Below are 21,824 nucleotides of genomic sequence, written 5' to 3'. Positions count from 1 at the left end.
TTTCTGTACCATCTAAATATCGTTTCACCGCTTGGATTTTTTCTTTTGAAGAAAATTTAGCCATAAAAAATGCACCTCCAATTGTTAGACTGTGTCTAACAATTGGGGTGCACTTCAAATTAGATGGCTTTTGTTATGTTACTCTATCGTTTCAACTTCACGTGGATTTTTCATCTCTTCCACATACACAACTCTAAATCCGTGATCTTCTAAATCTTTCAATAATGTCTCTAATTCACCGTCGTTAAACTCTTCTCCTAATGTAAACATAATTCTACGAACTAATAAGGCATCATTATCAAAAGTCATCAAACTTTGAATACCAGTGTATTTCTTTAAAACTGTCGATAACTTTTGGATTGCTCCATTATAGTCTTGCGTCCCAATCATGACAGAGTATTTACTAGAGTGAACGCCCCATGCATCCTCTAATAACTCAAAAACTTTTTTATGCGTTAAAATTCCAAGGAAAACCCCTTTTTCGTCAACTACTGATAAATAAGGCAATTTTTTTATTGTAAAAAATACTTTAAAGAAAGATGAATCTTCTCTCACAAATCCTTCTTTATCGTTTAATAATTGTATTACACTCTCATCAAGTGATCCTTTATATTCTAAAATATCTACTTTATATATATTCCCTAAAAATTTCTCTTTTTTTTCATCTAAAACTGGTACACAACGATACCCTGTTTTATTTAAATGCTCTAACGCTTCCCCTATCGTAATTGAACTTGAGCACAGTAAAACTTCCCTTTTCGGCACGTAATTCCCTTTAATCCTCATAAAAAGCCTCCTTATGTTAAAATACTTTCTGTGCCATAACTATATTATATTTTCAGAAAAAAATAAATAATTTATTTTATTTTTCTGAAAATTATTCATTTTCTTGTCATAATTTATTCATCAATCCTTCACTTGCATATTTTTGCTATCAAATCTTCTCTCTGAATTGCTGAATGAAAAATATATTGTAACTTCTTTCAAAAAAAGCTAAAATAAGAATAAGAATTTTCTGAATATTCAAAGAGCAGGTGGTTATATGTCCTTATTACGCTCACATATATGTAAATTTATAATTGGTGTTATTGTTATTTTTGCCATAAGTCCTATTCCAGCTCTTTTTACTACACACAATTACTCTTATCAAAATGGATTTATTAGCATTTTTCAAAACTTCGCACAGCTTTCTTCTATATCAATTCCAAAGGTTGATTGGATGCATGAATCTATCTTTTTCTCAGCAAACCAAATGATACATACTTCTAATCATTCAACACCATTATTCCCTTACATATGGGAAATATATTTTATATCGATTGTTCGTTTTACTTTTACCCTTGCGATCGGATTTTTCATAAGTTTGGGTATCGGCCATTTATTTTTCAAATTACCTAACTCGTTTAAAAAGTTTACTACTGTATTAAATTGGATACCTTACTCTTTTTGCACTGTAGTATTACAATGTTCAGTCTTATTACTACTTCTATACGTTGCACAATTTATAAACCTTCCTTACTACTCATCTTTTATTATCGTATGTAGTACTTCCATGATTATCGTTATGCAAGCAGTACAAAAATGGATTCCTTTCTTGAAAAACAAAAATGAATATGAAATAAAACATGATTCTTTTCTTGTGGATACATTGTTTTTGGCGCTTACTTCGAATCATAAATCAATTTTAGGTTCCATTATTCTTTCATTCGTTTTTATGGAATGCGTTTTTCATGCAAATGGACTGTTACAATTTATCGTTCAATTTGGCGGAAATTCCCCCATAATTGTTACAATCGGCTTATTACTACTCTATATCCCTTATAGCATGCTTTCTTTCCTTCAAACACTATGGACCACAAATTACTCCAAGCAACAGTCATACACTTTAACGAGAAGTGTTCCAAAACCTTAATTTGAAATAACCCTCTATAATCTAAAAGTAGAGGGTTATTCCTTTTGTATAGCGGACAAAATAACAGCAAATTCAAAAACTATTACAGAAACATACCAATATTTACCCTTTTCCTTTGACTATTCTTTTCATTTGGATTTATTATAAAAGTATAACATAATTGCAGGAGGTGACATCTTTATTCCAAACCTTGGAATGGAGAATACACTTGGACATATTAAATATTTTTCTCATCTTTGTACTTATTCTTATTTCTGGCTTTTTCGTTGCATCAGAATTCGCTGTTGTAAAAGTACGAAAAAGTCGAATTGACCAACTTGCAAATGAAGGTAATAAACAAGCTTTAGCTGCAAGAAGTGTCATATCAAATTTAGATGTTTATTTATCAGCTTGTCAGCTCGGGATTACAATCACTTCTTTAGGGCTTGGTTGGCTTGGTGAACCGACTGTAGAACATTTGCTACGACCGCTCTTTGAAAAAATTAATATTACTGGAACAATGGCTAACACTTTATCTTTTATTATCGCTTTTAGCGTTATTACATTTTTCCACGTTGTATTAGGTGAGTTAGTTCCAAAGTCTTTCGCAATTCAAAAAGCAGAAGCAATCACACTTAAATTTGCAAGACCGCTTATTTTATTTGATAAAATTATGTATCCATTCATTTGGCTGCTCAATAGTACAGCTATATTTTTCACAAAACTACTCGGATTAGAACCTGCGAAAGAAAATGAACTGGCTCATTCTGAAGAGGAATTGCGACTCATATTAGGTGAAAGTTTTAAAAGTGGTGAAATAAACCAAACCGAATATAAATATGTAAATAATATTTTTGAATTTGATGATCGAGTTGCAAAAGAAATTATGGTTCCTCGTACCGAAATGATTTGCCTATCTACTGAAAATACGTTAGAAGAAAATATGGATATCGTCGCTACTGAAAAATATACACGCTATCCAATCATTGAAAAAGATAAAGATGATATTATCGGGATGATCAATACGAAAGAAGTATTCCATGATCAAACAAAAGGTATTTATAAACCACTTGAATCTTATATACATCCTGTTCTAACTGTATTTGAAACAGTTCCAATTCGTAAAACGTTAGTACATCTTCAAAAAAATCGTGTTCAGATGGCAATCGTTATGGATGAATATGGTGGAACTGCCGGGCTTTTAACGATGGAAGATATTCTTGAAGAAATCATTGGAGAAATTCAAGATGAATTCGATGCGGATGAATCACCTATGATTGAAAAACGTACGCCTAAGCTTACTGTTTTAGATGGAAAGGTGCTTATTTCTGAAGTAAATGATATCTTTGGCCTACATATCGATGATAGTGATTTAGATACAATCGGAGGATGGCTTCTCTCTCAAGCAATTGACTTAAATATTGAAGCTGGCTATTCCATTGAATATGCTGGTTTTCAATTTAAAGTATTAGAACTTGATGGACATCAAGTCAAAAAAGTTGCTGTACATAAACTAGATATTAAAAAGGAGCTATAAAGTGACTGTTTTATTAACAATTTGTATCATTGCCTGTTTCGTTGTTTCATTTCTCGCCTTTATTTATCCAATTATCCCTGGCATACTAGCTGTCTGGGCTGGATATTTGATTTACCATTTCGGTATAAATGGAGGAGAATTAACAACTTCTTTTTGGATTATTCAAATCATTTTTACTCTTTTCATTTTCGTTGCTGACTTTATTGCAAATGGATATTTTTTAAAAAAATACGGTAGTTCTAAATGGGGCGAACGTGTCGGAATGATTTCTATCATTGTCGGATCGTTCTTCTTCCCCCCATTCGGACTTATTATCATACCGTTCTTATCAGTATTTATAACAGAACTAGTGCATAAAAAAGCGCCAAAAGATGCCTTTCTAGTTGGAGTCGCTACTGTAGTTGGTTTTTTAAGCAGTACAGTAGCGAAAGCAATTCTCCAAATCATTATGATTATCATCTTCGTATGTTATATCATCTTTTAACCATCCCGACTTCGGGATGGTTTTTTAATATGCAATACCTACTCGACTATTTTCATATATGTTTTTCTTGCATAGGTCCCATGCAAAGTGTGCTGTATCACCTACTGTAATTTTTGATCCACCTTCTGGCAATATATCTTTTTCAGTTCGATATACCTTTATCGCCTCACCGTCTATTAAATGTGTCGGACAAACAACTGTCCAACATAAATGATTACTATTACTTAGTACCTTATATGCAGCCAAATGATCTTCTGCTGCCGTTGTCGTTTTCCTTTTGGATTCCGTTGATTGAAAACGATATAAATTGGGATTTGATCTTGCTTGTAAAATACCAGCTGTTCCTATTGTAATGATTTTACGAACCCCTTTTTCTTCCATTTCCTTTATAATTTGTGGCATACTCTTCGCTAATGTTCCATTTTGATCCGTTCCAAGTGCACTAATTACTATATCACTTCCTTCTATCGCTTTCTTTATATCATTTTCGTTTAATACATTACCTTCTATCACTCGCAACCTTTCATGTTGTATTTCTATTCTACTTAAATCACGTGCTAATGCTGTCACTTCAGCTGAATCCTTTAGTGCTAATTTTATTATATTTGAACCTACTCGTCCCGTTGCTCCCAATATGCATACTTTCATTTATTTCCCTCCTCTTTCCTTCTTTCTCTATTTTTCAATACTCTCAATCAAATTACAACAAAAAAGCTTCCTCATATGTAAGAGGAAGCTCTATTATCACTTTATTTCTTTTCTTTAGAATCCGTAGACTTCTCAGTTCCACTTGTTTCTTTATCCTTTTTGTCCTCTTGTTGTGTAGTTGTATCTTCTTCTTTCTTCTTATCCTCACCTTTACTACAACCTACCATTAATAAAGAACTTGCAAGTGCCATAGCAGTCAATGATTTAACCCATTTGTTCATTTGCGTTTCCTCCTTGTGATAGAATATGTACAATCCCATATTACTCTCTATTTTTAAAGGAGAGATTGAAAAACAGTAAATATACGGTAAATTATTGTAAATTTTCTGATAACAAAACTTGATTTTAATTTATATATTCCATTTCCAATCGATACACAATAAAACTAGTTATTTTCTCTCAATGGACGTAAAAAACTAAGGCGCATACCATTCCGCCTTAGTTTCTCATGCAAACTTTTCATTTTCATATAGATGTGTAATCTTATATTCCTTCTTCATAACATATTGCCACACACTATAAGCGTAACGGTTCATTTTCAGGAAACAATTTTCCAAAAATGAGCGAAACTCCGGATTAGCAACTTCCACTGCAACTTGAGCAAACTTTAGTGCTAATCGTTTTAAATGCGAAATATATGCAGTAGCAATATAGATATCTCCTGTATCTTTATATTCCGTTTCCTCTTCTATTTCATGCAAATGAAATGGAAGAGGTTCACAAGTAATATGCTGTACATTCTCTCCTTCTTGAAAGTTCACTTGCTCATTATATGCTTGTAACATATATGGTAAATGCTGCTGCAATAACTCCTTTAATTCTTCGTCTCTCACCTCTACTGTATACTCCCCAACCTGATATATGAGCATATAACTATATCTCATTAATTCTTTCATACAGTCCATGAAAGTGCCTCCCTTCTCTATTGTCTATATGTTATAAATATGATGCTATAACGTTTGCTATTCTTGCTAAAAACCAATCCCATTTACTAATTTTCTCAAAGTCTTCTTCTGAAAATCTTTTTGATTTATGAAAGTCTACCTGTAATCGACTCCATACTTCATCAACAGCTGTTTTATCATATATGATACAGTTAGACTCACAATTTAAATAAAAACTTCTATTATCAAAATTCGCTGTCCCAATATCAACAATTTCTCCATCAATGATTGTTACTTTCCCGTGAAAAAAACCATTCTGATATTGATAGATCTCAGCTCCAACATGGTTCATCTCTTTCAAATACGGATAAGCAGCTTGTTTTAACAATATGGCATCACTTTTAAACGGTACGAGAATTTTCACATTGACACCCCGGTTTAATGCATCTTTTAACTCTTTCATCATTTCTTTACTTGGTACAAAATATGGCGTAGCAATAATTAAAGATTTTTTAGCCTGCTTTAATAGTGCTCCATATTTTTCCCATAAACCTTTTCCATCTGAAAATAAATATTGATATTTCACATTCCCTAATGTAGGTATACTTTCATGTATAGGCATTTTTTCTCCTGTATCTTCTTTCCAATCAGCAGCAAATTTTCTTTCCATATCCGTGGCACCATTCCCCTTGACTCGTACATGATAATCACGCCACGGACCAAATTTCGGATTTTGTCCAAGATACTCCTTTCCAATGTTAAAGCCGCCGATATATGATACTTTTCCGTCAATCGTAACAATACGTCTATGATTCCGTTGATGCAAAGAATAGAACACATTTTTCAGTTTCAGTTTTTTACTAAATGTAAACTTCACACCGTTTTCTTTTAATCGGCTAATTACCTTTTTCTTCAGCTTATATCCGCCTACCCGATCGACTGACAATTTCACTTCTACTCCGCTAGATGCTTTTTTCTCTAATAACTGTAAAAACTCTTGGCTTATTTCGTCTTTTCCTACAATATAAAAATGGATATATATATACTTTTCTGCATCGTTTATATCGTCAAATAATTTCCTATATAACTCTTCACCGTTCGTATATAGTTGAAATTCACCTAATCGAACTTTTCCTAATTCATATTCACTAGCCATTTCCTTCCCCATTTCTACATCGATATTCATCCAAATGAATACACCTATTAAACAAAGGATTATAGCGAAAAAGTACTTCATGGATAAATTCCTTTCTCCACTTACTGTTATTTCTATATCTTCCCTTTTTTATTACATTATCATTCAAGAAAATATGTCATTACATGATATATGTCCATATCAAACAATAGCTCATTTGCATATTGTATGTTGTATCTTAAAATAAAAGGAGGAAATAACAATGGGCTTCGCACATGGTAATGGATTTGCGCTATTAGTCGTATTATTTATCCTCTTAATCATCGTCGGTGCTGCTTGCTTCTGCTAAGTAGCTACTGTCATATGATATGTGGATGAAAAAATTATAAAAGCGGACACCTATTTTTTAGGTGTCCGCTTTTCATTTTAAAATCATTTCCGCCTGCTATAGTAACTTAAATGGCTAAATATTCATCTCAAAAAGTTAACAATGTAGCTACTTTCTTACTCTCTGCCTTACGTATATGACGCTGTTCTGCACGTAATACAGCAATACGATGTAATTCTTTCTCTTCTTCTGTTTCAGGGATAACACGCGGTACAGGAACTGGATTATTTTCCTTACTAAGTGCAACAAAAGTAACAAATGACGTTGCCGCTATACGCTTCTCACCTGAGATTAAATCTTCAGCCACTACCTTCACAAACACTTCCATCGAAGTTCTCCCCGTCCAAATTACGAAAGATTCATAACTAACACAATCTGAAGAACGAACAGGATGTAAGAAATCAACCCAGTCCATAGATGCTGTGACACATTCCTTTCTCGAATGTCTGGATGCTGAAATAGAAGCAACCATATCCATCTCCGCTAATATCTTCCCACCAAATAGCGTGTTATGATCATTTAAATCTGTTGGAAATACTCGGCTCGTTTTGAACACTCTTGACTCATTGGCAGTTTTTCCTTTTACTTCCGTCATTGTTATCACCCCTTTAATGATTTATCCCTAACATTTTAATAGTCACTATACTAAATGAACTACACATTTAATATTAACAACATTCAGAACTTTTAGTCCACAAAAAAGAACCGATTTTATCAATCGGCTCCTCTAAATACATATTGTTCTTTCGGCTGTTCAACTTTATTCCATTTTGTTACTTCTAATACAGGAATATTTGCATGAAACGGCTGATAAAACTCAGTAGTTATCTCTCCTTCTACTTGAATCCAGTCATCATTATTCCACTCTACACCTTCTGGTTTTTTCACTAACATACCATACACACCAGAATCTGCTACGCAATGTATAATACCGAAACGGAATAAGAAGTATTGTTCTTTTTTAGATGAATCATCTCTGAAAACAAACCCTTTATAGGATAATTTTTTCCCAGTAAACTCACCAGGATAATTATAAATTGTCTCCATCCCTTTTAGAAAATCTTCGTCTTTTAAATTAATACTATCTTTCGTAACAAATTCTTTTTTACCTTTTTCCATTACACCTCGGTATCCTTCTTTCCCGTAATAAATGCTCGTATCAGGTCTTAGAAATTGCCTTGTCATAAATGGATCTTTACTTTCTGCTTGTGCTACTGGAAAATGAAATCCCTTCGCCTTAACAATGTCGGAATCTAATGTTGCAATCGGGAAAAACAATCCTGTGACTATCGGAAAACAAAACAATGTGTACGAAAATGCTTTTTTCCACCACGTATTCTCATCTTTTGAATGATCATGTCCGCAATGGCTATGATCGCAACCACAATTGTGCTGTTCCTTCTCTTTTTGATGTTCTTTTTGGAAAACGATAATAATTTGAACAATCGTTAAGAATCCTAAAATAATAGCTGCTGTTGTTGATAAATAGGCATACTTCATATTGATATACTTCGTAATATTGCCTGAAATATGAAGCTGCGCAATTAATATTGTAAAACCTAATAATATATACGCTCGAAACATAACCTACCACCCTATCGCATAAATGAGTAGTGAGCTTGCATAAACAACAAGTGTAACTGTAACTGTAACGACAATTACAAATTTTGTTTTAAATGTCGCAAGCATCATAAACATATTTTTAATATCCACCATTGGTCCGTAAACAAGGAACGCGACAAGTGATGCTGTTGAAAATGTACTTTGGAATGACGAAGCAATAAATGCATCTGCTTCTGAACAAAGTGATAAAATGTAAGCAAGTCCCATCATAACAGCTGGTGAAGAGAACGGCCCTTGTCCTATAGCAAGAAGTGTTGAAGTTTGTACAAACGTTTGAACTGCAGCCGCAATTAACGCACCTAATACTAAATATTTTCCCATCGAGAAAAATTCCTCAACAGCATGCGTACACACATCCCACATTTTTTTACGTAATGGACGCTTATGATTCACTTCTGGGAAGTGATCATCTCTTAATTGATGTTCTTTAAACATAAATGATAATATAATTCCAACGATAATGGCTACAATAATCGCTACAATAGAACGATACCATACCATGTGCATACTACTTCCAAAGGCAACGTATGTTGCAAATAAAACAACTGGATTAATAATTGGCCCAGTTAACATAAATGCAATTCCAGCATATGGCGGAACCCCTTTTCCGATTAATCGCCTTACAATCGGAACGATTCCACATTCACAGCCCGGAAACATCATCCCTAAAAAAGTAGCCATTAAAACAGACAGAAATCGGTTTTTCGGCATCCATTTTGCTACCATATCTTCTGTAACAAACATTTGAATGAATCCTGAAATAAATACACCAATGAGCACGAAAGGAAGTGCCTCGATTAATATGGAGATAAAAATTGTATTCATTTGCAGGAATGCTTTCGGTAATTGAAACAATTCCATGATGTATTTCCTCCAACTTTTCATTAACAATATGTAATTTTAACCCCATTTCATTAATTGGACAAGGTTTATATGGAATACATACCCTTTATATACATTACATTGTACAAGTTATATTCTATTCAAAATTTGAGATTTCATAGCAAAAAAGCTGCTCTAGCGCAGTTGTATAACTATGCTAGAGCAGCTTTCCTATCGTTAAAAGTAACGTTTCTTCCAAAATACAAATGCTAAAGCGCAAGATAATGTTGCACATATTATGAGTACAATTACAAAACCTTGAGCCTCACCTTCAAATGGAACCTTTACGTTCATTCCAAAGAAACTAGAAACCATCGTCGGTAAAGATAAAATGATTGTAATTGACGTTAACAGTTTCATAACACTATTTAAATTATTTGATATAACGGAGCTAAAAGTATTCATCATTCCACTTAAAATGTGACTATATATTTCCGCCATTTCAATAGCCTGTTTATTTTCAATTAATACATCTTCTAATAAATCTTGATCGTCTTCATACATTTTTAAAAATGTACTGTTACGCATTAACTTTTGAATTACAATTTTATTAGCCTTTAATGACGTCGTAAAGTATACTAAACTTTTCTCAAGGCCTAGCAATGTGAAAATCTCTTTATTTTTCATCGACTTATTTAATTGATGCTCTAAATCAATTGTTTTTCGATTTATTTGCTTTAAGTATCTTAAATAATAAGTAGAAATCGTATATAAGAGCTGAAGTGCAAAGCGCGTCTTCTTAAACGTATAAAATTCTTTAATACGTTGATTAATAAAACGTTCAAAAATTGGATTCTCTTCTAAGCAAATTGTAACAAAACAATCCGGCATCACAATCATACCTATTGGAATCGTGTCATAAATCGAATTTCCTTCTTCGTCATGTCTAACTGTCGGAATATCCACGATAATTAAAGTATTATTGTCTTCCTTTTCAATACGAGAGCGTTCTTCATCATCCAAAGGATCTTTAATGAAATCTAAGTCTACATTTAAAGTTTGTACTAGATATTGAATTTCTTCTTCTGTTGGATGAAGTACATTAATCCAGCATCCCTTTTGCATTTCCTCAATCTCTTGTAGTTTTCCGTTTCGGTCTGTTAAATATATATTTAACATACTATCACCCCGATTCTTTTTACATGTAGGAATCTACCTCTCTTAAATCACAGTTTTTAAACCGACATTCTCAGCATATGAAACATACGTTTAAATTTCAATAGAAAAATTATTTTGAAAACGTTTTTATAGGAAAAATATTATAAAGTGAAACTTTAATCAGTAGGTAGCTTTATCCCCCGCTGATTATTAGCCCTCACAAATCGGGATTTTACGGGCAGCCCGCCCCCCAACCAAACTTCTTTTCTTTCGCTGCATTTTGAGGTGAGGGTCTCACTGCCCGTTAAAGCGGGATAAACATAGAAAAAGACAGAGTGCTCTCTGCCTTAAAAGCTTATGTTGCCTTTATAACATATTTAGAAAGCATCCACAAGTTAAACCCGACTGAAATCGTATAGCCCGCGTATGTTGAAATGATAAAACTTACATAATCGAAATACGGAAGCAATACAATATTTAGAACTATCTTCATAATAATTCCAATCACTAGTCCTAGCACCGTCTTCTGCTGTTGATTGATTCCTTGTAGCATAGCAGCCGTTACTGTAAAAAGAGAAAATAGTATGCAAGCAGGAGCATAATACTGTAAAATGATTCTCCCCACCTCTGGATCATTTCCAGCACCGAATAAAAGAGTATATACAGGTTTGGCTAACACCATCATTCCAATTGCCGCCGGTACCGTAATCGCTACTACTAATACATTTGTTCTCGTAAAATGTTTGTACAATAGCTTCGTATTTCCTGCTGTGTAAGCTTTCGTCATCTCTGGTACGAGAGACATACTAAAAGCTGTGGCAACGGATACCGGGATGAGCACAACCATTTGAACAAGACCAATTATCGCATTAATTTTTTCCGCTTCTCCTTGCATATACCCTATTTGTATAAGTAGTTTATTAATTGTAAATGTATCAATCGTCTGATACAACGGAATTGCTAAGCCCACCACAACAAAAGGAATAGAATATGTAAAGAGCTCCTTATAAAGCGAGAAAAAAGATTTCGTTGTTTGTGATATACTTGCCATTTCTTTTTTCTTTAAGTGCCTTCTCCTTCTCATATAATACGCACTTAAAACAGTTAATCCACCTACCGCTCCCATAAAGGCACCAAATGTTGAAATACCAACTGCTAGCGAGACAGATGCTTTTAAAATATATAAAACGACAAAGCTTCCTATTAAAATGGTTAAAACCCGAAAAAATTGCTCTACAACTACACTTAATGCAGAAGGCCCCATCGATTGGAATCCTTGAAAGAAGCCCCTTAATAAACTCATTACTGGCACAAGTATTAACGCAAAACTTACAATTCGAATATTAGTAGTAACCGCTCCTACACTATTCCCCGTTTGATCATTCCCATCGATGACAAGCTTAGCTAAATGCGGAGCTAGCATATATAACGTAAAACACGAAATGACTCCCATTATAAACATAAACACGATTCCACTTTTCAACACTCTCTTAACCGTATGATAATCATTCAGTTGATCATATTTTGATACCATTTTTGAAACTGCAAGTGGTAATCCCATTGTCGCAATGCTGAGCATAATTGTATAAGGGCGATATGCATACGTATATAAAACGTATCCACTCGTACCGACCATTGCTGTAAATGGTATAACATATATAAATCCTAACATTTTTGATATCATCGTTGCCATCGTTAAAAATATCGTTCCACGTATAAACGGTGACCCTTTCATCACATTCCTCCGCTACGCTTTATTATTATACATTATGGACAACTCTTTTTTTTTAGAACCGAACCGAAACAAATAAAAAAAGCCAATGAAAAATCATTGACTTTAACGCGCTGCTTTTTTCTTTTTGAAATACTTTAAACCAAAGTATAGAGCAATAAAAAGAACAGCTCCTATAATTATGTAATGTGTGTAATCAGATGCATACTCTTTAATTTGTCGCCAATTCCCACCTAGTTTTTCACCTAAGTATATAAATAGAATTGACCACGGAATGATCGCTACAACCGTATAAAGTGTAAATAGTTTTAATGGCATCTTAGCTAGTCCTGCTGGAATAGAGATCGCATGACGTACTACTGGGATAAAGCGCGCAGAAAATATTACGCCTGCTCCATAACGCTTAAACCAACCTTCCGCTATGTCTAAATGATGTTTATTAATAAGTAGATACTTCCCATATTTCTCTACAACCGGACGCCCTCCGTAGTATCCAAGCCAGTATAAAAAGATTTGTGCTAAAGTACCACCAATCGTTCCGGCGATAACTGCACCAACAAAACTAATTTTACCATTCGCTACTAAAAAGCCAGCATACGAAAGTACAATTTCACTTGGGATTACTTCAATCATTAAAGCAAGAGCTACCCCAAAGTAACCTAAGCTTGCAAAAAATTGCAATAACTGATCTATTATGTTTGCTAACATGTTCTTTTTTATCTCCTTTTTTCTTCACATACCATCCCATTATTACATAAAGGCTGCAATCTGCCAATATCTTCATTTTAACAATATGTACAATTCAAGCAGGATTAATCTATTAATTTCTCTTTCTGCGGGTCTTTCATGTAGGCAAACATCTCTTTAACTTGGTCTTCTGTATTTCTAGCAAATGATAAATTAGGCAATTCATTTTCACCAAAAAACTCCACCTCTTCTGTTTCAATGCTAGTTTTCTTTTCTCCACCAATAATCTCGCATCCAATGAAAATCTTATATACATGCGTTGCCGATGGAGATGGTTGATGTTTTTCTTTATCAAATATAGCTAGTAACTTAAAATGATCTACCTCATAACCAGTCTCTTCAAAAACCTCTTTTGCTGCAACTTCGGTTGGCGTATAACCGACATCAGCCCATCCACCTGGCAATGCCCATTTCCCATCGCTTTTTTCTTTCACAAATAATAACTTTTCATTTTGAAAAATAACTGCTCTTATATCAACTTTAGGTGTTTGATAGCCTGTCTCACTTGCAAATAATTTCTCTACGACTTCCCAATCTGTTTTCGTGTAATGTGACATCATTGAAATAGAAATATCTCGTAATTGCTGGAAACGCTCAATATCATACACATCCTTAGAATACGTTAAACCCGCTTGAGCTATAGATTGTATTTGTTTTACCCAATCAATCCATTTAATTTTCATATATCCGCATCCCCATTCTCTATGAAATATATTACTTCATTTTTATTGATACATCTTTATTATACAAAAAAAAGAGATTGATAACGTTTCAATCTCTTTCAAAATTAATCCAATTCATGTAAGTGGTCTTGTATATATTTTCTTCTTTTATTTATATATTCATAAATCATATCAGCCTCTTGATCAAATGTTTCTAATTTTTCTTTCATGTATGGATCTTGTAGTAAATATGGACGAATCAATTCACACAACCCTTCTACTTTCGGCCTCATAACCGAAACTGTAAATTGATTTTCTAATATTTCTTCTAAAATACTTCGATACTGCTTTCTAAATACAGGTATGTCTAGCAATCTTGCACTTAACGTATTATACCCTTGAATGCGAATATATTCATGATTAAGTGGTCTCCCTTGTACATCTCGCCCCCAAGTCGCATCATAATCCCACGGTATAACTTCAAATAAGTTTGTTTCATCGTTATGATATAGTGCATAGTTATGAACAAAACCATCAAAGTTTTGCGTAAAAATAACTCCTGCTAACCATCGTAAATATTTATCTACATGTAGAAACTTCCCAATTTCTTTTTCATAGGCTTCCCTCGTCAAAGTATTCGCTTGAAATACAAATTCACTCAATTGTTCTTCACTATTTTTATTCGAATATTTAAATTCATAACCCGCAAAAAGCTCCGTCTTAACATCTTTATCTCGTTCACTCATTAATGAAAAATTCGCATCATCATCTATCGCATAATAAATAGAACCACTCGGTAATCCTCTATTTTTCAAAAAATTTTCATCAACGGATTCTAACTGTAAATACACACCTTGAATTTGACCATTAATTTTTATAAATACATGTTGTGATTTTGGCGAAAGTACACCAATATCATGAAAAAAATCTAAAGATAATTTATTTCGTATGAGAGACGGATCCATAAACTCCGAATTCAAATGAAACTCTTTCGCACCTTGAAATTTTTTAGGCTTATAAAACATAACATGATAAGACTTTTTCTCAAATTCGCGAATATGAGCTCCTCGGTATACGATATCAATATCATACTTCTTTTTTCCATAAGTTAATTTTGCTGGCACTGGACTATCTGACCAAATGTCCTTTTTCAATTCCACTAAGTACATTGGATGAACAAAAAAATCATATGAAGGCAGCATGTTTTCTCATCCCTTCTCAGTTCTCTTCATTCAATGTATGCGCCTTGTCTTGTCCATACATCCGCTATCATCTATTTATAGAAAATTACACTCTTGTCCTGTTCAGAAAGATGCCTATATACATATCATGTTAAGGAAAAAGAATACCTTTTCAACTTAATACATGATAAGGAGGATTTCTATGAAACGTGATATTAGAAAAGCTGTTGAAGAAATCAAAAGTGCTGGGATGGAGGATTTCTTACACCAAGATCCAAGTACTTTTGAATGCGATGATGATTGCTCTTCAAAAGTTGAATGTAGCGATGATTGTAATTGCCCAAGAACAAGATGTACTCGTGTGAAACATTGTACTTTCGTTACAAAATGTACTCATGTAAAAAAATGGACATTTGTTACGAAATGTACTCGCGTACGCGTTCAAAAATGGACGTTCGTTACGAAAGTAACACGTAGAAAAGAATGCGTTTTAGTTACAAAACGTACGCGTAGAAAACATTGTACTTTCGTTACAAAATGTGTACGCTTTGAAAAGAAATTTTACTGGACTAAACGATGTTACTGTAAAAAATGCGAGTTCTTCCCTAACGGACACGGTGGCTCTTGCGATGATTCATGTGATCATGGTAAAGACTGTCACGATAGCGGACACAAATGGAATGATTGCAAAGGCGGACATAAATTCCCATCTTGCAAAAATAAGAAATTCGATCACTTCTGGTATAAAAAACGTAACTGCTAGTTTTTATACCACCAAAAAAAGGCCGTTTTGCGGCCTTTTTTATATTTATTGAAAGTGACTTATATCTGCAAATTGTTTCACTTTACCAATACCCTCTTCAAATTCTATTATGCTCAAACTGGCACTATGCATAAATGGATCATCCCACACATTTTCTATTTCAATTCGCGCGAAATGCCCTACAAGTAATTTTGCTGCTGCCGCATGAGAAACAATCAATATGTTTTGTCCTTTATGCTTCTCTAAAAGAAGATGCACCCCTTCAATTACTCTTTCATAAACGGCCTCAAAATTTTCGCCTGATGTTGACTGAAAAAGATGTGGCTCATTCCAAAATAGATGTACTTCTTCTGGAAATTGCTTTTCTATATCCGCGATTGTTTCTCCTTCCCATATACCCATGTTGATTTCATAGAAATGCTCATCCGCTATAATGGGTATATCACGTTCCCCCTTTATTAACTCTGCCGTATGAAGTGTTCTTTCGCTCGGACTACTATAGATCGCATGGATTGGTAAATCTTTCATTCGATTTCCTAATTGTTTCGCCTGAACTATACCATTTTCAGTTAAAGCAGAATTTTTTCGTCCCTGCATTCGCTTCGCTACATTCCACTCTGTTTCACCATGCCTTGTTACATATATAGTTGTTTTCATTTCTTACTCCCCCTCACCATGTTGGTCGTAATTCCCACGGTTCAACTCTCCCTACAATCCACTCCGCTCGTTTACTTTCAATCCCTTTTATAACTCCATCAGCTATCTCTTCATGAGTAAGCCATTTTCCATATGTATCTTCTAAAATAAAACCTAAAATAATTCTATGATAAATACATCGCGTACTCCCCATTTTTTGTGCAGGCATACGTGATGCTTTACTACCTAAAATATGAAATAAACTATATGTTTTAGACGACAAATCTAGTTCTTTACAAATATTTGATAGTGCATGTTTTGCACTTGTGTGTACCCATGCAACAACTAATGTGATCGGGCCATTTTTCTTAATTGTACTTTTAATAGCTAGCTTTACATCTTCATCATTATGATAATCTAACGAAAGGCATGTAATATTTTCTGGTGCAGAACTCATTTGCTTAACATTTTCTAATTTCACTTCGTCTCGCCCGATAATAGAAACATAAAATCCTTTCTCACAAAGCCACATAGAAACTTTCTTTAGCATTCCTGTTCCACCAATTATAAGTGCATGCAAATACTATCCCTCCCTAATAAAATGTCATATGAGGTTTCTCATCTCTATAATAATTTAAACGGTCTTGCAGTGTCCCTGAGTGAAATTCAAATTTATGACCGTCAGGATCAACAAAGTATATAGATTCGCAATCTCTTACATCACGTTCTCTTCCTTGTAAAATATGAACATCATTTTCTTCTAATCGCTTTATTAGACATTTAAAGTCTTCTTGTTCAACAGAAAATGCAATGTGCGTATAAGATTGATGAATCTCATTTCTCGGAATATGCGTCTCTTCATTAAGCGCTATCCACACTCCACATATGTTAAAATAAGCCAATTCCCTTCCTTTAACTAATAATTCTCCTTCTAATACTTTTTCATAAAACATAATAGAGTTTTCTAAATTAGATACCGAAAAACAAATATGATTGATTCCCCTTAACAACTATAATTCCTCCTTATACAAATAAAAGATGAGCGAAAATTCACTCATCTTTTATTATACTATTTTTTTGTAATATATGCCCATTTATAACTGAAGTCCCCACCAAACGTATGGTTAGCAATGTCTTTTACAAACGGCTTCTCTAAATAAGCTGTACTTTGTTGGTACGTAGGAGAAATTGCTGCGTCTTGACCAATTAAGATTTTTTCAGCTTCCGCAAGTGCATTCCAGCGTGCTTTATCATCTTTTAATAGCTCTCCTTTTGATTTCGCTACTAAATCATCATACTTCGGATTAGAATAATCCATTTCATTAAATGAGCTTCCAGTAACAAACATATCAATATAAGTCATTGGATCCGGATAATCAGGGCTCCATGCAGATAATGAGAATTCATATTGGAATTTCTTTTCTAAATCTAGCTTCTGCTTGTATGGTTGCTGTTTCAAATTCACTTTAATACCAGGCAAGTTTTTCTCTAGTTCTTCCTTAATAAAGTCGCCCACTTTTTTACGGCTACCGTTATCATCGTTTAGTAATTCAACCGTAATTGTATCTTGACCAAGCTCTTTCTTCGCTTCTTCCCATAATTTTTTTGCTTTCTCTGCATTATCTTTACTATCACGGAAGTTTTTATTTACAGAGCGGAAATCTTTTCCATCCGGACCTGTCGTGAATTTTTCAGGTACTAAGAAATATGCTGGCAATGAACCGTCATTTAAAATGACATCAGCAATTCCTTTTTTATCGTATGCTAAATCAATCGCTTCACGTACCTTTTGGTTTTTAAATGTTGCATTTTTTTGGTTAAAACGTAAGAAATATATGCGTGGATCTAACTTCGTTTTAAATTCATCTGGCTTATTCTTTTTATATTTATCAACAAATTCAGAAGTTAAAATAACTCGATCTGCTTGATCACTATCATATAAATTTACTCCCGTGCTTGTTTCCTTCACAATACTTACATTAATTTCGTCTAACTTTACAGTATCTTTATCCCAATAATTAGGATTTTTCTTCAACTGATAATTTTGTTCATGTTTCCATTGACTCATTGTAAATGGTCCATTATATACTAATTTATCTGCTTCTAATCCGTATTTATCTCCTTGCTCTTTCACATATTTTTCATTTAATGGGAAAAATGTAGGGAACGACGTAAGCTCAAGAAAATAAGGTGCTGGTTGCTCTAATTCTACTACCAACGTTTTATCATCCTTCGCTTTAACACCCAATTGATCTGCTGGTAATTCACCTTTATTTACTTTCTGTGCATTTTTCACATCAAATAAAATGAATGCATATTCTGCCGCTATTGCTTTATCTAATGTACGTTGCCATGCATATACAAAATCTTGTGCTCGAACTGGATCACCATTTGACCATTTCGCATCACGTAATTCAAATGTATATGTCTTTTTATCTTCACTAATCTTCACATCTTTTGCCATACCTGGTGTTGGTTTATTATCTTTATCTAGACGATATAAACCTTCCATTGCATTTACAAATACACGGAAAGATACAGAATCCGTTGATTTAGATGTATCCATTGAAGGAATTTCAGCTGTTTCTAGCAAATTTAAAACTTGTTTATCGGCCATTCCCTTATTCGATTCTTTCTTCGTTGTCGAAGCCTTCTCACCATTCCCACATCCTGCAACCAATACACTCGTCGTTAACGCAAGTGCAGCAATTGTTGTTGTCTTTCTCTTCATTCTTCCTTCCCCCAATCTATATGTATAAGTTAAATCCTATATAATATATTTCATTATACAAAAGATTCTGATTATTTTAAATATTTATTTTAACAAACATAGAAAAAAGCGATCAGAAATTTCTTTCCAGCCGCTTTCTTGAATAGCATTTACTTGTAATCCATCCTCTATATCAAATGGATTTTGAACTTTAAATATTTCTTCCATCAGCTTCAAAAACTCTTCTTCAGTTTTAGATTCACCATTAACCATAAGTGAGTATGGTTCCACTTCACCTAATTTATAATCGACAACAAATTGAATCTTCACCTTTTGTCTTGGCGTTCCGGTGTTATATCCTTGGAATTCTACTAATTCTAACCCTTCCGTTCCACGATAATATATCCAACCTGAATTTTGAAAATAATTTTCGAAAGATTCACCTATTGAAAAGAAAGGATATTCATAAAGCGAGCTTGTACGAACCTTTTGAATAACGTCTCGATCAGTCGGAAAAAAGAAATGACTAAAAAATATGCTAGCAACTGCTAAAATAGTAACAATTGTCGCTCCCATTTTGCTCGTTCCGCCGCTATCATTGATTAGATAGTTTTCAACTGATTTATCTTTTATTTCTCTTGCTTTTATTCGGTATATACGTCTTTCCGCAAATTGATAGTATAATCCATTTGCAAAAATCCCCATTCCAAACAGAATAAAAATGAGTAATAAAAACGTAAGAGGCACCATATTAATGATTGGCAACGCTACATTAAACCCCATATAATACGAAAATGCATCACACGCTACTAATAACAACATAAATAAAGCAGCTGGTACATAATACTTACGATATCCTAGCCAGCCTATATTGAAAATAGCAGCCCAACCATTCCAGCTCCACCTAGCAATCCGCTTATTCTCAAGCTCCCATTTCCTTTTGTAATACGGATATTGTCTCCCTACATATACTTCTAGTTCTTTATCTATTAACGAGCTACCTTCCTCTTGTTCATTATCCAAGTTTCGCTGACAACTTGCACAATTTAACTGTTCCTCCTCGCAAGGTTGCCCACAATTTATACATTTCAAAACAATCCCTCTTCCCATCCATACGTCATTTCAAAATACCTTCGTGTTTTAATAACCACTCTTTCCTCCATAAACCACCAGCATATCCAACAAGCTTTCCACTCTTCCCTATTACACGGTGACATGGAACAATTATTGAAATTGGATTCCGACTATTTGCCCCTCCTATTGCCCGTACAGCTTTTGTATTTCCAACTTTCTCTGCAATATCTAAATATGAAGCACTTACGCCGTACGGAATAGTATAAAGTGCATCCCATACATTTTTTTGAAATGCTGTTCCCTCCGCAGACAGCGGGACCGTAAACTCTTTTCTTTTCCCTTTAAAATATTCATCTAACTCATTTATACATTGTTCTATCATTTCATTTTTATTTTCTTCTTGTCGTTCATCAACAAATATAACAGACGTAATTCCTTCTTGATTCGCTGTAATTTCAAGCAAACCTACTTCGCTTTCATAATAAGCCTGGTACATATGCCATCCTCCAATTCAGTTCATATTAGTCATTGTAACACGAATATACAAAATTTTTCGTATAAGCGTTTTATTAGAGAAACAAAAAAGAGAATGATACAATGTAAGAAAATTCAATCTAGGAGGCTATTGGATGAATTCCGAACTTTTTTCACCTTATACAATTAAGGACGTTACATTAAAAAACCGGATTGTTATGTCACCTATGTGCATGTATTCATCGGAAAACGGGGATGGCCAAGTAACGAATTTCCATCTCATTCATTATAGAACAAGAGCTGCCGGTCAAGTTGGTTTAGTTATGATTGAAGCAACAGCCGTGTTACCTGAAGGTCGAATTTCAAATAAAGACTTAGGCATTTGGGATAACAGTTTAATTGAAGGCTTACATAAAACGACTACTTTTATACATGATAATGGTGCAAAAGCTGCCATTCAACTCGCTCACGCCGGAAGAAAAGCAGAACTAGAAACAGATGCGTTAGCTCCTTCAGCCATTCCATTTAATGAAACAATGAAAATGCCAATAGAAATGAGCAAACACCAAATTAAAGATACCGTATTAGCTTTTCAGCAAGCTGCAGTACGATCAAAACAAGCTGGATTTGATGTTATTGAAATACACGGTGCTCATGGTTATCTTATTAATGAATTTCTTTCTCCGCTTTCCAATAAGCGGACTGATGAATATGGTGGTTCACCTGAAAACCGCTATCGTTTCTTACGCGAAATCATTGACTCGATAAATGAAGTTTGGGACGGACCAATATTCGTTCGTATTTCAGCAAATGATTATCATCCTGACGGGCTAACGGTTCAAGATTACGTTCAGTATACAAAGTGGATGAAAGAACAGGGAATAGATTTAATCGATTGTAGTTCTGGCGCAGTTGTACCAGCACATATTGATGTGTATCCCGGTTATCAAGTACAATATGCCAAACATATTAAAGAGCATGCTAACATTGCAACTGGTGCAGTTGGATTGATTACGACCGGAGTACAAGCAGAGCAAATTTTAAATAATAACGAAGCAGATTTAATTTTCATCGGACGTGAATTACTTCGCAATCCGTATTTTCCGAGAATAGCGGCCAATGAACTTGGCTTTGAATTGCAAGAACCTCACCAATATAAGCGAGCACCAGGAAAAATTCATACGAATAAATAAAACCGAGAAGTCATTCTTCTCG

The 21,824-nt window shown here is 34.1% G+C and carries 25 protein-coding genes; 6 read left to right on the top strand and 19 right to left on the bottom strand.

Annotated features, from left to right (window positions below; translation table 11 throughout):
* Nucleotides 1-138: 138 nt before the first annotated feature.
* Complete coding sequence (gene cbpA / locus CGQ22_RS16665; RefSeq protein ID WP_001220526.1) at nucleotides 139-786, bottom strand: cyclic di-AMP binding protein CbpA; 648 nt, start codon at nucleotides 784-786, stop codon at nucleotides 139-141.
* A 256-nt stretch (nucleotides 787-1,042) separates the two neighbouring features.
* On the opposite strand from cbpA, the gene CGQ22_RS16660 reads away from it, so the two are divergent.
* The 3 genes from CGQ22_RS16660 to CGQ22_RS16650 all read left to right on the top strand — a co-directional run bounded on the left by CGQ22_RS16660 (nucleotide 1,043) and on the right by CGQ22_RS16650 (nucleotide 3,912).
* Nucleotides 1,043-1,912 (top strand): hypothetical protein, encoded by an 870-nt coding sequence (locus CGQ22_RS16660; protein WP_000055273.1) that lies wholly within the window; start codon nucleotides 1,043-1,045, stop codon nucleotides 1,910-1,912.
* A 208-nt stretch (nucleotides 1,913-2,120) separates the two neighbouring features.
* Entirely contained in the window at nucleotides 2,121-3,428 is a 1,308-nt protein-coding gene (locus CGQ22_RS16655) for a hemolysin family protein (protein WP_000353731.1), read from the top strand.
* A 1-nt stretch (nucleotide 3,429) separates the two neighbouring features.
* Nucleotides 3,430-3,912, top strand: a complete 483-nt coding sequence (locus CGQ22_RS16650) for a DUF456 domain-containing protein (RefSeq protein ID WP_000217337.1) — start codon at nucleotides 3,430-3,432, stop codon at nucleotides 3,910-3,912.
* Nucleotides 3,913-3,936: 24 nt separating this feature from the next.
* Here the strand turns inward: CGQ22_RS16650 and CGQ22_RS16645 are convergent, their stop codons facing one another.
* From CGQ22_RS16645 to cls, 4 genes are all read right to left on the bottom strand, one after another.
* Nucleotides 3,937-4,560: an NAD(P)-dependent oxidoreductase gene (locus CGQ22_RS16645; RefSeq protein ID WP_000861628.1), complete on the bottom strand. Its 624-nt coding sequence runs from the start codon at nucleotides 4,558-4,560 to the stop codon at nucleotides 3,937-3,939.
* A 101-nt stretch (nucleotides 4,561-4,661) separates the two neighbouring features.
* The gene (locus CGQ22_RS16640) at nucleotides 4,662-4,841 is read right to left on the bottom strand and encodes a hypothetical protein (RefSeq protein WP_001045967.1); all 180 of its coding nucleotides are present in this window, start codon (nucleotides 4,839-4,841) and stop codon (nucleotides 4,662-4,664) included.
* 225 nt (nucleotides 4,842-5,066) lie between these two features.
* Nucleotides 5,067-5,525, bottom strand: coding sequence for a spore coat protein (locus CGQ22_RS16635; RefSeq protein WP_000340562.1), 459 nt, complete (start codon nucleotides 5,523-5,525; stop codon nucleotides 5,067-5,069).
* A gap of 31 nt (nucleotides 5,526-5,556) precedes the next feature.
* Entirely contained in the window at nucleotides 5,557-6,741 is a 1,185-nt protein-coding gene (cls, locus tag CGQ22_RS16630) for a cardiolipin synthase (RefSeq protein ID WP_003300934.1), read from the bottom strand.
* Nucleotides 6,742-6,901: 160 nt separating this feature from the next.
* Here cls and CGQ22_RS16625 point away from each other — a divergent pair, with 160 nt between their 5' ends.
* The gene (locus tag CGQ22_RS16625; protein ID WP_000505094.1) at nucleotides 6,902-6,988 is read left to right on the top strand and encodes a YjcZ family sporulation protein; all 87 of its coding nucleotides are present in this window, start codon (nucleotides 6,902-6,904) and stop codon (nucleotides 6,986-6,988) included.
* A 127-nt stretch (nucleotides 6,989-7,115) separates the two neighbouring features.
* Here CGQ22_RS16625 and CGQ22_RS16620 read toward each other — a convergent pair whose 3' ends face one another.
* The 8 genes from CGQ22_RS16620 to cotH all read right to left on the bottom strand — a co-directional run bounded on the left by CGQ22_RS16620 (nucleotide 7,116) and on the right by cotH (nucleotide 14,973).
* Nucleotides 7,116-7,622, bottom strand: coding sequence for an acyl-CoA thioesterase (locus CGQ22_RS16620; protein ID WP_000141164.1), 507 nt, complete (start codon nucleotides 7,620-7,622; stop codon nucleotides 7,116-7,118).
* Between the two features lie 119 nt (nucleotides 7,623-7,741).
* Entirely contained in the window at nucleotides 7,742-8,611 is an 870-nt protein-coding gene (locus CGQ22_RS16615; RefSeq protein ID WP_000488052.1) for a TIGR03943 family putative permease subunit, read from the bottom strand.
* Between the two features lie 3 nt (nucleotides 8,612-8,614).
* Nucleotides 8,615-9,511 carry a permease gene (locus CGQ22_RS16610; RefSeq protein WP_000418723.1) on the bottom strand — a complete coding sequence of 299 codons (897 nt, stop codon included), beginning with the start codon at nucleotides 9,509-9,511 and terminating at the stop codon, nucleotides 8,615-8,617.
* A 198-nt stretch (nucleotides 9,512-9,709) separates the two neighbouring features.
* Nucleotides 9,710-10,651 (bottom strand): magnesium transporter CorA family protein, encoded by a 942-nt coding sequence (locus tag CGQ22_RS16605; protein ID WP_000932387.1) that lies wholly within the window; start codon nucleotides 10,649-10,651, stop codon nucleotides 9,710-9,712.
* A 334-nt stretch (nucleotides 10,652-10,985) separates the two neighbouring features.
* A complete protein-coding gene (locus tag CGQ22_RS16600) occupies nucleotides 10,986-12,365 on the bottom strand; it encodes a putative polysaccharide biosynthesis protein (RefSeq protein WP_000678843.1) in 1,380 nt (459 codons plus the stop codon).
* A gap of 102 nt (nucleotides 12,366-12,467) precedes the next feature.
* The gene (uptA, locus tag CGQ22_RS16595; RefSeq protein ID WP_000880691.1) at nucleotides 12,468-13,070 is read right to left on the bottom strand and encodes an undecaprenyl phosphate transporter UptA; all 603 of its coding nucleotides are present in this window, start codon (nucleotides 13,068-13,070) and stop codon (nucleotides 12,468-12,470) included.
* 104 nt (nucleotides 13,071-13,174) lie between these two features.
* Nucleotides 13,175-13,792 (bottom strand): NUDIX hydrolase N-terminal domain-containing protein, encoded by a 618-nt coding sequence (locus CGQ22_RS16590; protein WP_089148994.1) that lies wholly within the window; start codon nucleotides 13,790-13,792, stop codon nucleotides 13,175-13,177.
* A gap of 104 nt (nucleotides 13,793-13,896) precedes the next feature.
* Entirely contained in the window at nucleotides 13,897-14,973 is a 1,077-nt protein-coding gene (cotH, locus tag CGQ22_RS16585; protein ID WP_000938002.1) for a spore coat protein CotH, read from the bottom strand.
* A 181-nt stretch (nucleotides 14,974-15,154) separates the two neighbouring features.
* On the opposite strand from cotH, the gene exsB reads away from it, so the two are divergent.
* On the top strand, nucleotides 15,155-15,715 hold the full coding sequence (gene exsB / locus CGQ22_RS16580; protein ID WP_000817483.1) for an exosporium protein ExsB: 561 nt from the start codon (nucleotides 15,155-15,157) through the stop codon (nucleotides 15,713-15,715).
* Nucleotides 15,716-15,760: 45 nt separating this feature from the next.
* On the opposite strand, the gene CGQ22_RS16575 is transcribed toward exsB, so the two are convergent.
* The 6 genes from CGQ22_RS16575 to CGQ22_RS16550 all read right to left on the bottom strand — a co-directional run bounded on the left by CGQ22_RS16575 (nucleotide 15,761) and on the right by CGQ22_RS16550 (nucleotide 20,631).
* Nucleotides 15,761-16,372 carry a phosphoserine phosphatase 1 gene (locus tag CGQ22_RS16575; RefSeq protein ID WP_000858824.1) on the bottom strand — a complete coding sequence of 204 codons (612 nt, stop codon included), beginning with the start codon at nucleotides 16,370-16,372 and terminating at the stop codon, nucleotides 15,761-15,763.
* A 13-nt stretch (nucleotides 16,373-16,385) separates the two neighbouring features.
* Nucleotides 16,386-16,931, bottom strand: coding sequence for a short-chain dehydrogenase (locus CGQ22_RS16570; protein ID WP_089148993.1), 546 nt, complete (start codon nucleotides 16,929-16,931; stop codon nucleotides 16,386-16,388).
* Nucleotides 16,932-16,944: 13 nt separating this feature from the next.
* Nucleotides 16,945-17,361 carry a FosBx1 family fosfomycin resistance bacillithiol transferase gene (gene fosB, locus CGQ22_RS16565; RefSeq protein ID WP_061884085.1) on the bottom strand — a complete coding sequence of 139 codons (417 nt, stop codon included), beginning with the start codon at nucleotides 17,359-17,361 and terminating at the stop codon, nucleotides 16,945-16,947.
* A 59-nt stretch (nucleotides 17,362-17,420) separates the two neighbouring features.
* Nucleotides 17,421-19,082, bottom strand: coding sequence for a peptide ABC transporter substrate-binding protein (locus tag CGQ22_RS16560; protein WP_000824272.1), 1,662 nt, complete (start codon nucleotides 19,080-19,082; stop codon nucleotides 17,421-17,423).
* A gap of 84 nt (nucleotides 19,083-19,166) precedes the next feature.
* Nucleotides 19,167-20,171 carry a DUF2628 domain-containing protein gene (locus CGQ22_RS16555; protein WP_003300930.1) on the bottom strand — a complete coding sequence of 335 codons (1,005 nt, stop codon included), beginning with the start codon at nucleotides 20,169-20,171 and terminating at the stop codon, nucleotides 19,167-19,169.
* Between the two features lie 7 nt (nucleotides 20,172-20,178).
* The gene (locus CGQ22_RS16550; RefSeq protein WP_000283913.1) at nucleotides 20,179-20,631 is read right to left on the bottom strand and encodes a methylated-DNA--[protein]-cysteine S-methyltransferase; all 453 of its coding nucleotides are present in this window, start codon (nucleotides 20,629-20,631) and stop codon (nucleotides 20,179-20,181) included.
* Nucleotides 20,632-20,764: 133 nt separating this feature from the next.
* Between CGQ22_RS16550 and namA the strand changes: the two genes are divergently transcribed.
* Nucleotides 20,765-21,802 carry an NADPH dehydrogenase NamA gene (gene namA / locus CGQ22_RS16545; protein ID WP_089148992.1) on the top strand — a complete coding sequence of 346 codons (1,038 nt, stop codon included), beginning with the start codon at nucleotides 20,765-20,767 and terminating at the stop codon, nucleotides 21,800-21,802.
* The last annotated feature ends 22 nt before the right edge of the window (nucleotides 21,803-21,824 follow it).

The sequence above is a fragment of the Bacillus sp. M13(2017) genome, from assembly GCF_002218325.1.
In the GTDB taxonomy this organism is placed as follows: Bacteria; Bacillota; Bacilli; order Bacillales; family Bacillaceae_G; genus Bacillus_A; species Bacillus_A thuringiensis_K.
Note: the sequence above shows the minus strand (reverse complement) of the source record. Positions and strands in the feature narration are given on the sequence as shown.

What these genes read in the sequence shown, in the direction of transcription:
- cbpA (WP_001220526.1), bottom strand. Translation starts at nt 786, where the DNA reads ATGAGGATTAAAGGGAATTACGTGCCGAAAAGGGAAGTTTTACTGTGC.
- CGQ22_RS16660 (WP_000055273.1), top strand. Translation starts at nt 1,043, where the DNA reads ATGTCCTTATTACGCTCACATATATGTAAATTTATAATTGGTGTTATT.
- CGQ22_RS16645 (WP_000861628.1), bottom strand. Translation starts at nt 4,560, where the DNA reads ATGAAAGTATGCATATTGGGAGCAACGGGACGAGTAGGTTCAAATATA.
- CGQ22_RS16640 (WP_001045967.1), bottom strand. Translation starts at nt 4,841, where the DNA reads ATGAACAAATGGGTTAAATCATTGACTGCTATGGCACTTGCAAGTTCT.
- CGQ22_RS16635 (WP_000340562.1), bottom strand. Translation starts at nt 5,525, where the DNA reads ATGGACTGTATGAAAGAATTAATGAGATATAGTTATATGCTCATATAT.
- cls (WP_003300934.1), bottom strand. Translation starts at nt 6,741, where the DNA reads ATGAAGTACTTTTTCGCTATAATCCTTTGTTTAATAGGTGTATTCATT.
- CGQ22_RS16625 (WP_000505094.1), top strand. Translation starts at nt 6,902, where the DNA reads ATGGGCTTCGCACATGGTAATGGATTTGCGCTATTAGTCGTATTATTT.
- CGQ22_RS16620 (WP_000141164.1), bottom strand. Translation starts at nt 7,622, where the DNA reads ATGACGGAAGTAAAAGGAAAAACTGCCAATGAGTCAAGAGTGTTCAAA.
- CGQ22_RS16615 (WP_000488052.1), bottom strand. Translation starts at nt 8,611, where the DNA reads ATGTTTCGAGCGTATATATTATTAGGTTTTACAATATTAATTGCGCAG.
- CGQ22_RS16610 (WP_000418723.1), bottom strand. Translation starts at nt 9,511, where the DNA reads ATGGAATTGTTTCAATTACCGAAAGCATTCCTGCAAATGAATACAATT.
- CGQ22_RS16605 (WP_000932387.1), bottom strand. Translation starts at nt 10,651, where the DNA reads ATGTTAAATATATATTTAACAGACCGAAACGGAAAACTACAAGAGATT.
- CGQ22_RS16600 (WP_000678843.1), bottom strand. Translation starts at nt 12,365, where the DNA reads ATGAAAGGGTCACCGTTTATACGTGGAACGATATTTTTAACGATGGCA.
- uptA (WP_000880691.1), bottom strand. Translation starts at nt 13,070, where the DNA reads ATGTTAGCAAACATAATAGATCAGTTATTGCAATTTTTTGCAAGCTTA.
- CGQ22_RS16590 (WP_089148994.1), bottom strand. Translation starts at nt 13,792, where the DNA reads ATGAAAATTAAATGGATTGATTGGGTAAAACAAATACAATCTATAGCT.
- cotH (WP_000938002.1), bottom strand. Translation starts at nt 14,973, where the DNA reads ATGCTGCCTTCATATGATTTTTTTGTTCATCCAATGTACTTAGTGGAA.
- exsB (WP_000817483.1), top strand. Translation starts at nt 15,155, where the DNA reads ATGAAACGTGATATTAGAAAAGCTGTTGAAGAAATCAAAAGTGCTGGG.
- CGQ22_RS16575 (WP_000858824.1), bottom strand. Translation starts at nt 16,372, where the DNA reads ATGAAAACAACTATATATGTAACAAGGCATGGTGAAACAGAGTGGAAT.
- CGQ22_RS16560 (WP_000824272.1), bottom strand. Translation starts at nt 19,082, where the DNA reads ATGAAGAGAAAGACAACAACAATTGCTGCACTTGCGTTAACGACGAGT.
- CGQ22_RS16555 (WP_003300930.1), bottom strand. Translation starts at nt 20,171, where the DNA reads ATGGGAAGAGGGATTGTTTTGAAATGTATAAATTGTGGGCAACCTTGC.
- CGQ22_RS16550 (WP_000283913.1), bottom strand. Translation starts at nt 20,631, where the DNA reads ATGTACCAGGCTTATTATGAAAGCGAAGTAGGTTTGCTTGAAATTACA.
- namA (WP_089148992.1), top strand. Translation starts at nt 20,765, where the DNA reads ATGAATTCCGAACTTTTTTCACCTTATACAATTAAGGACGTTACATTA.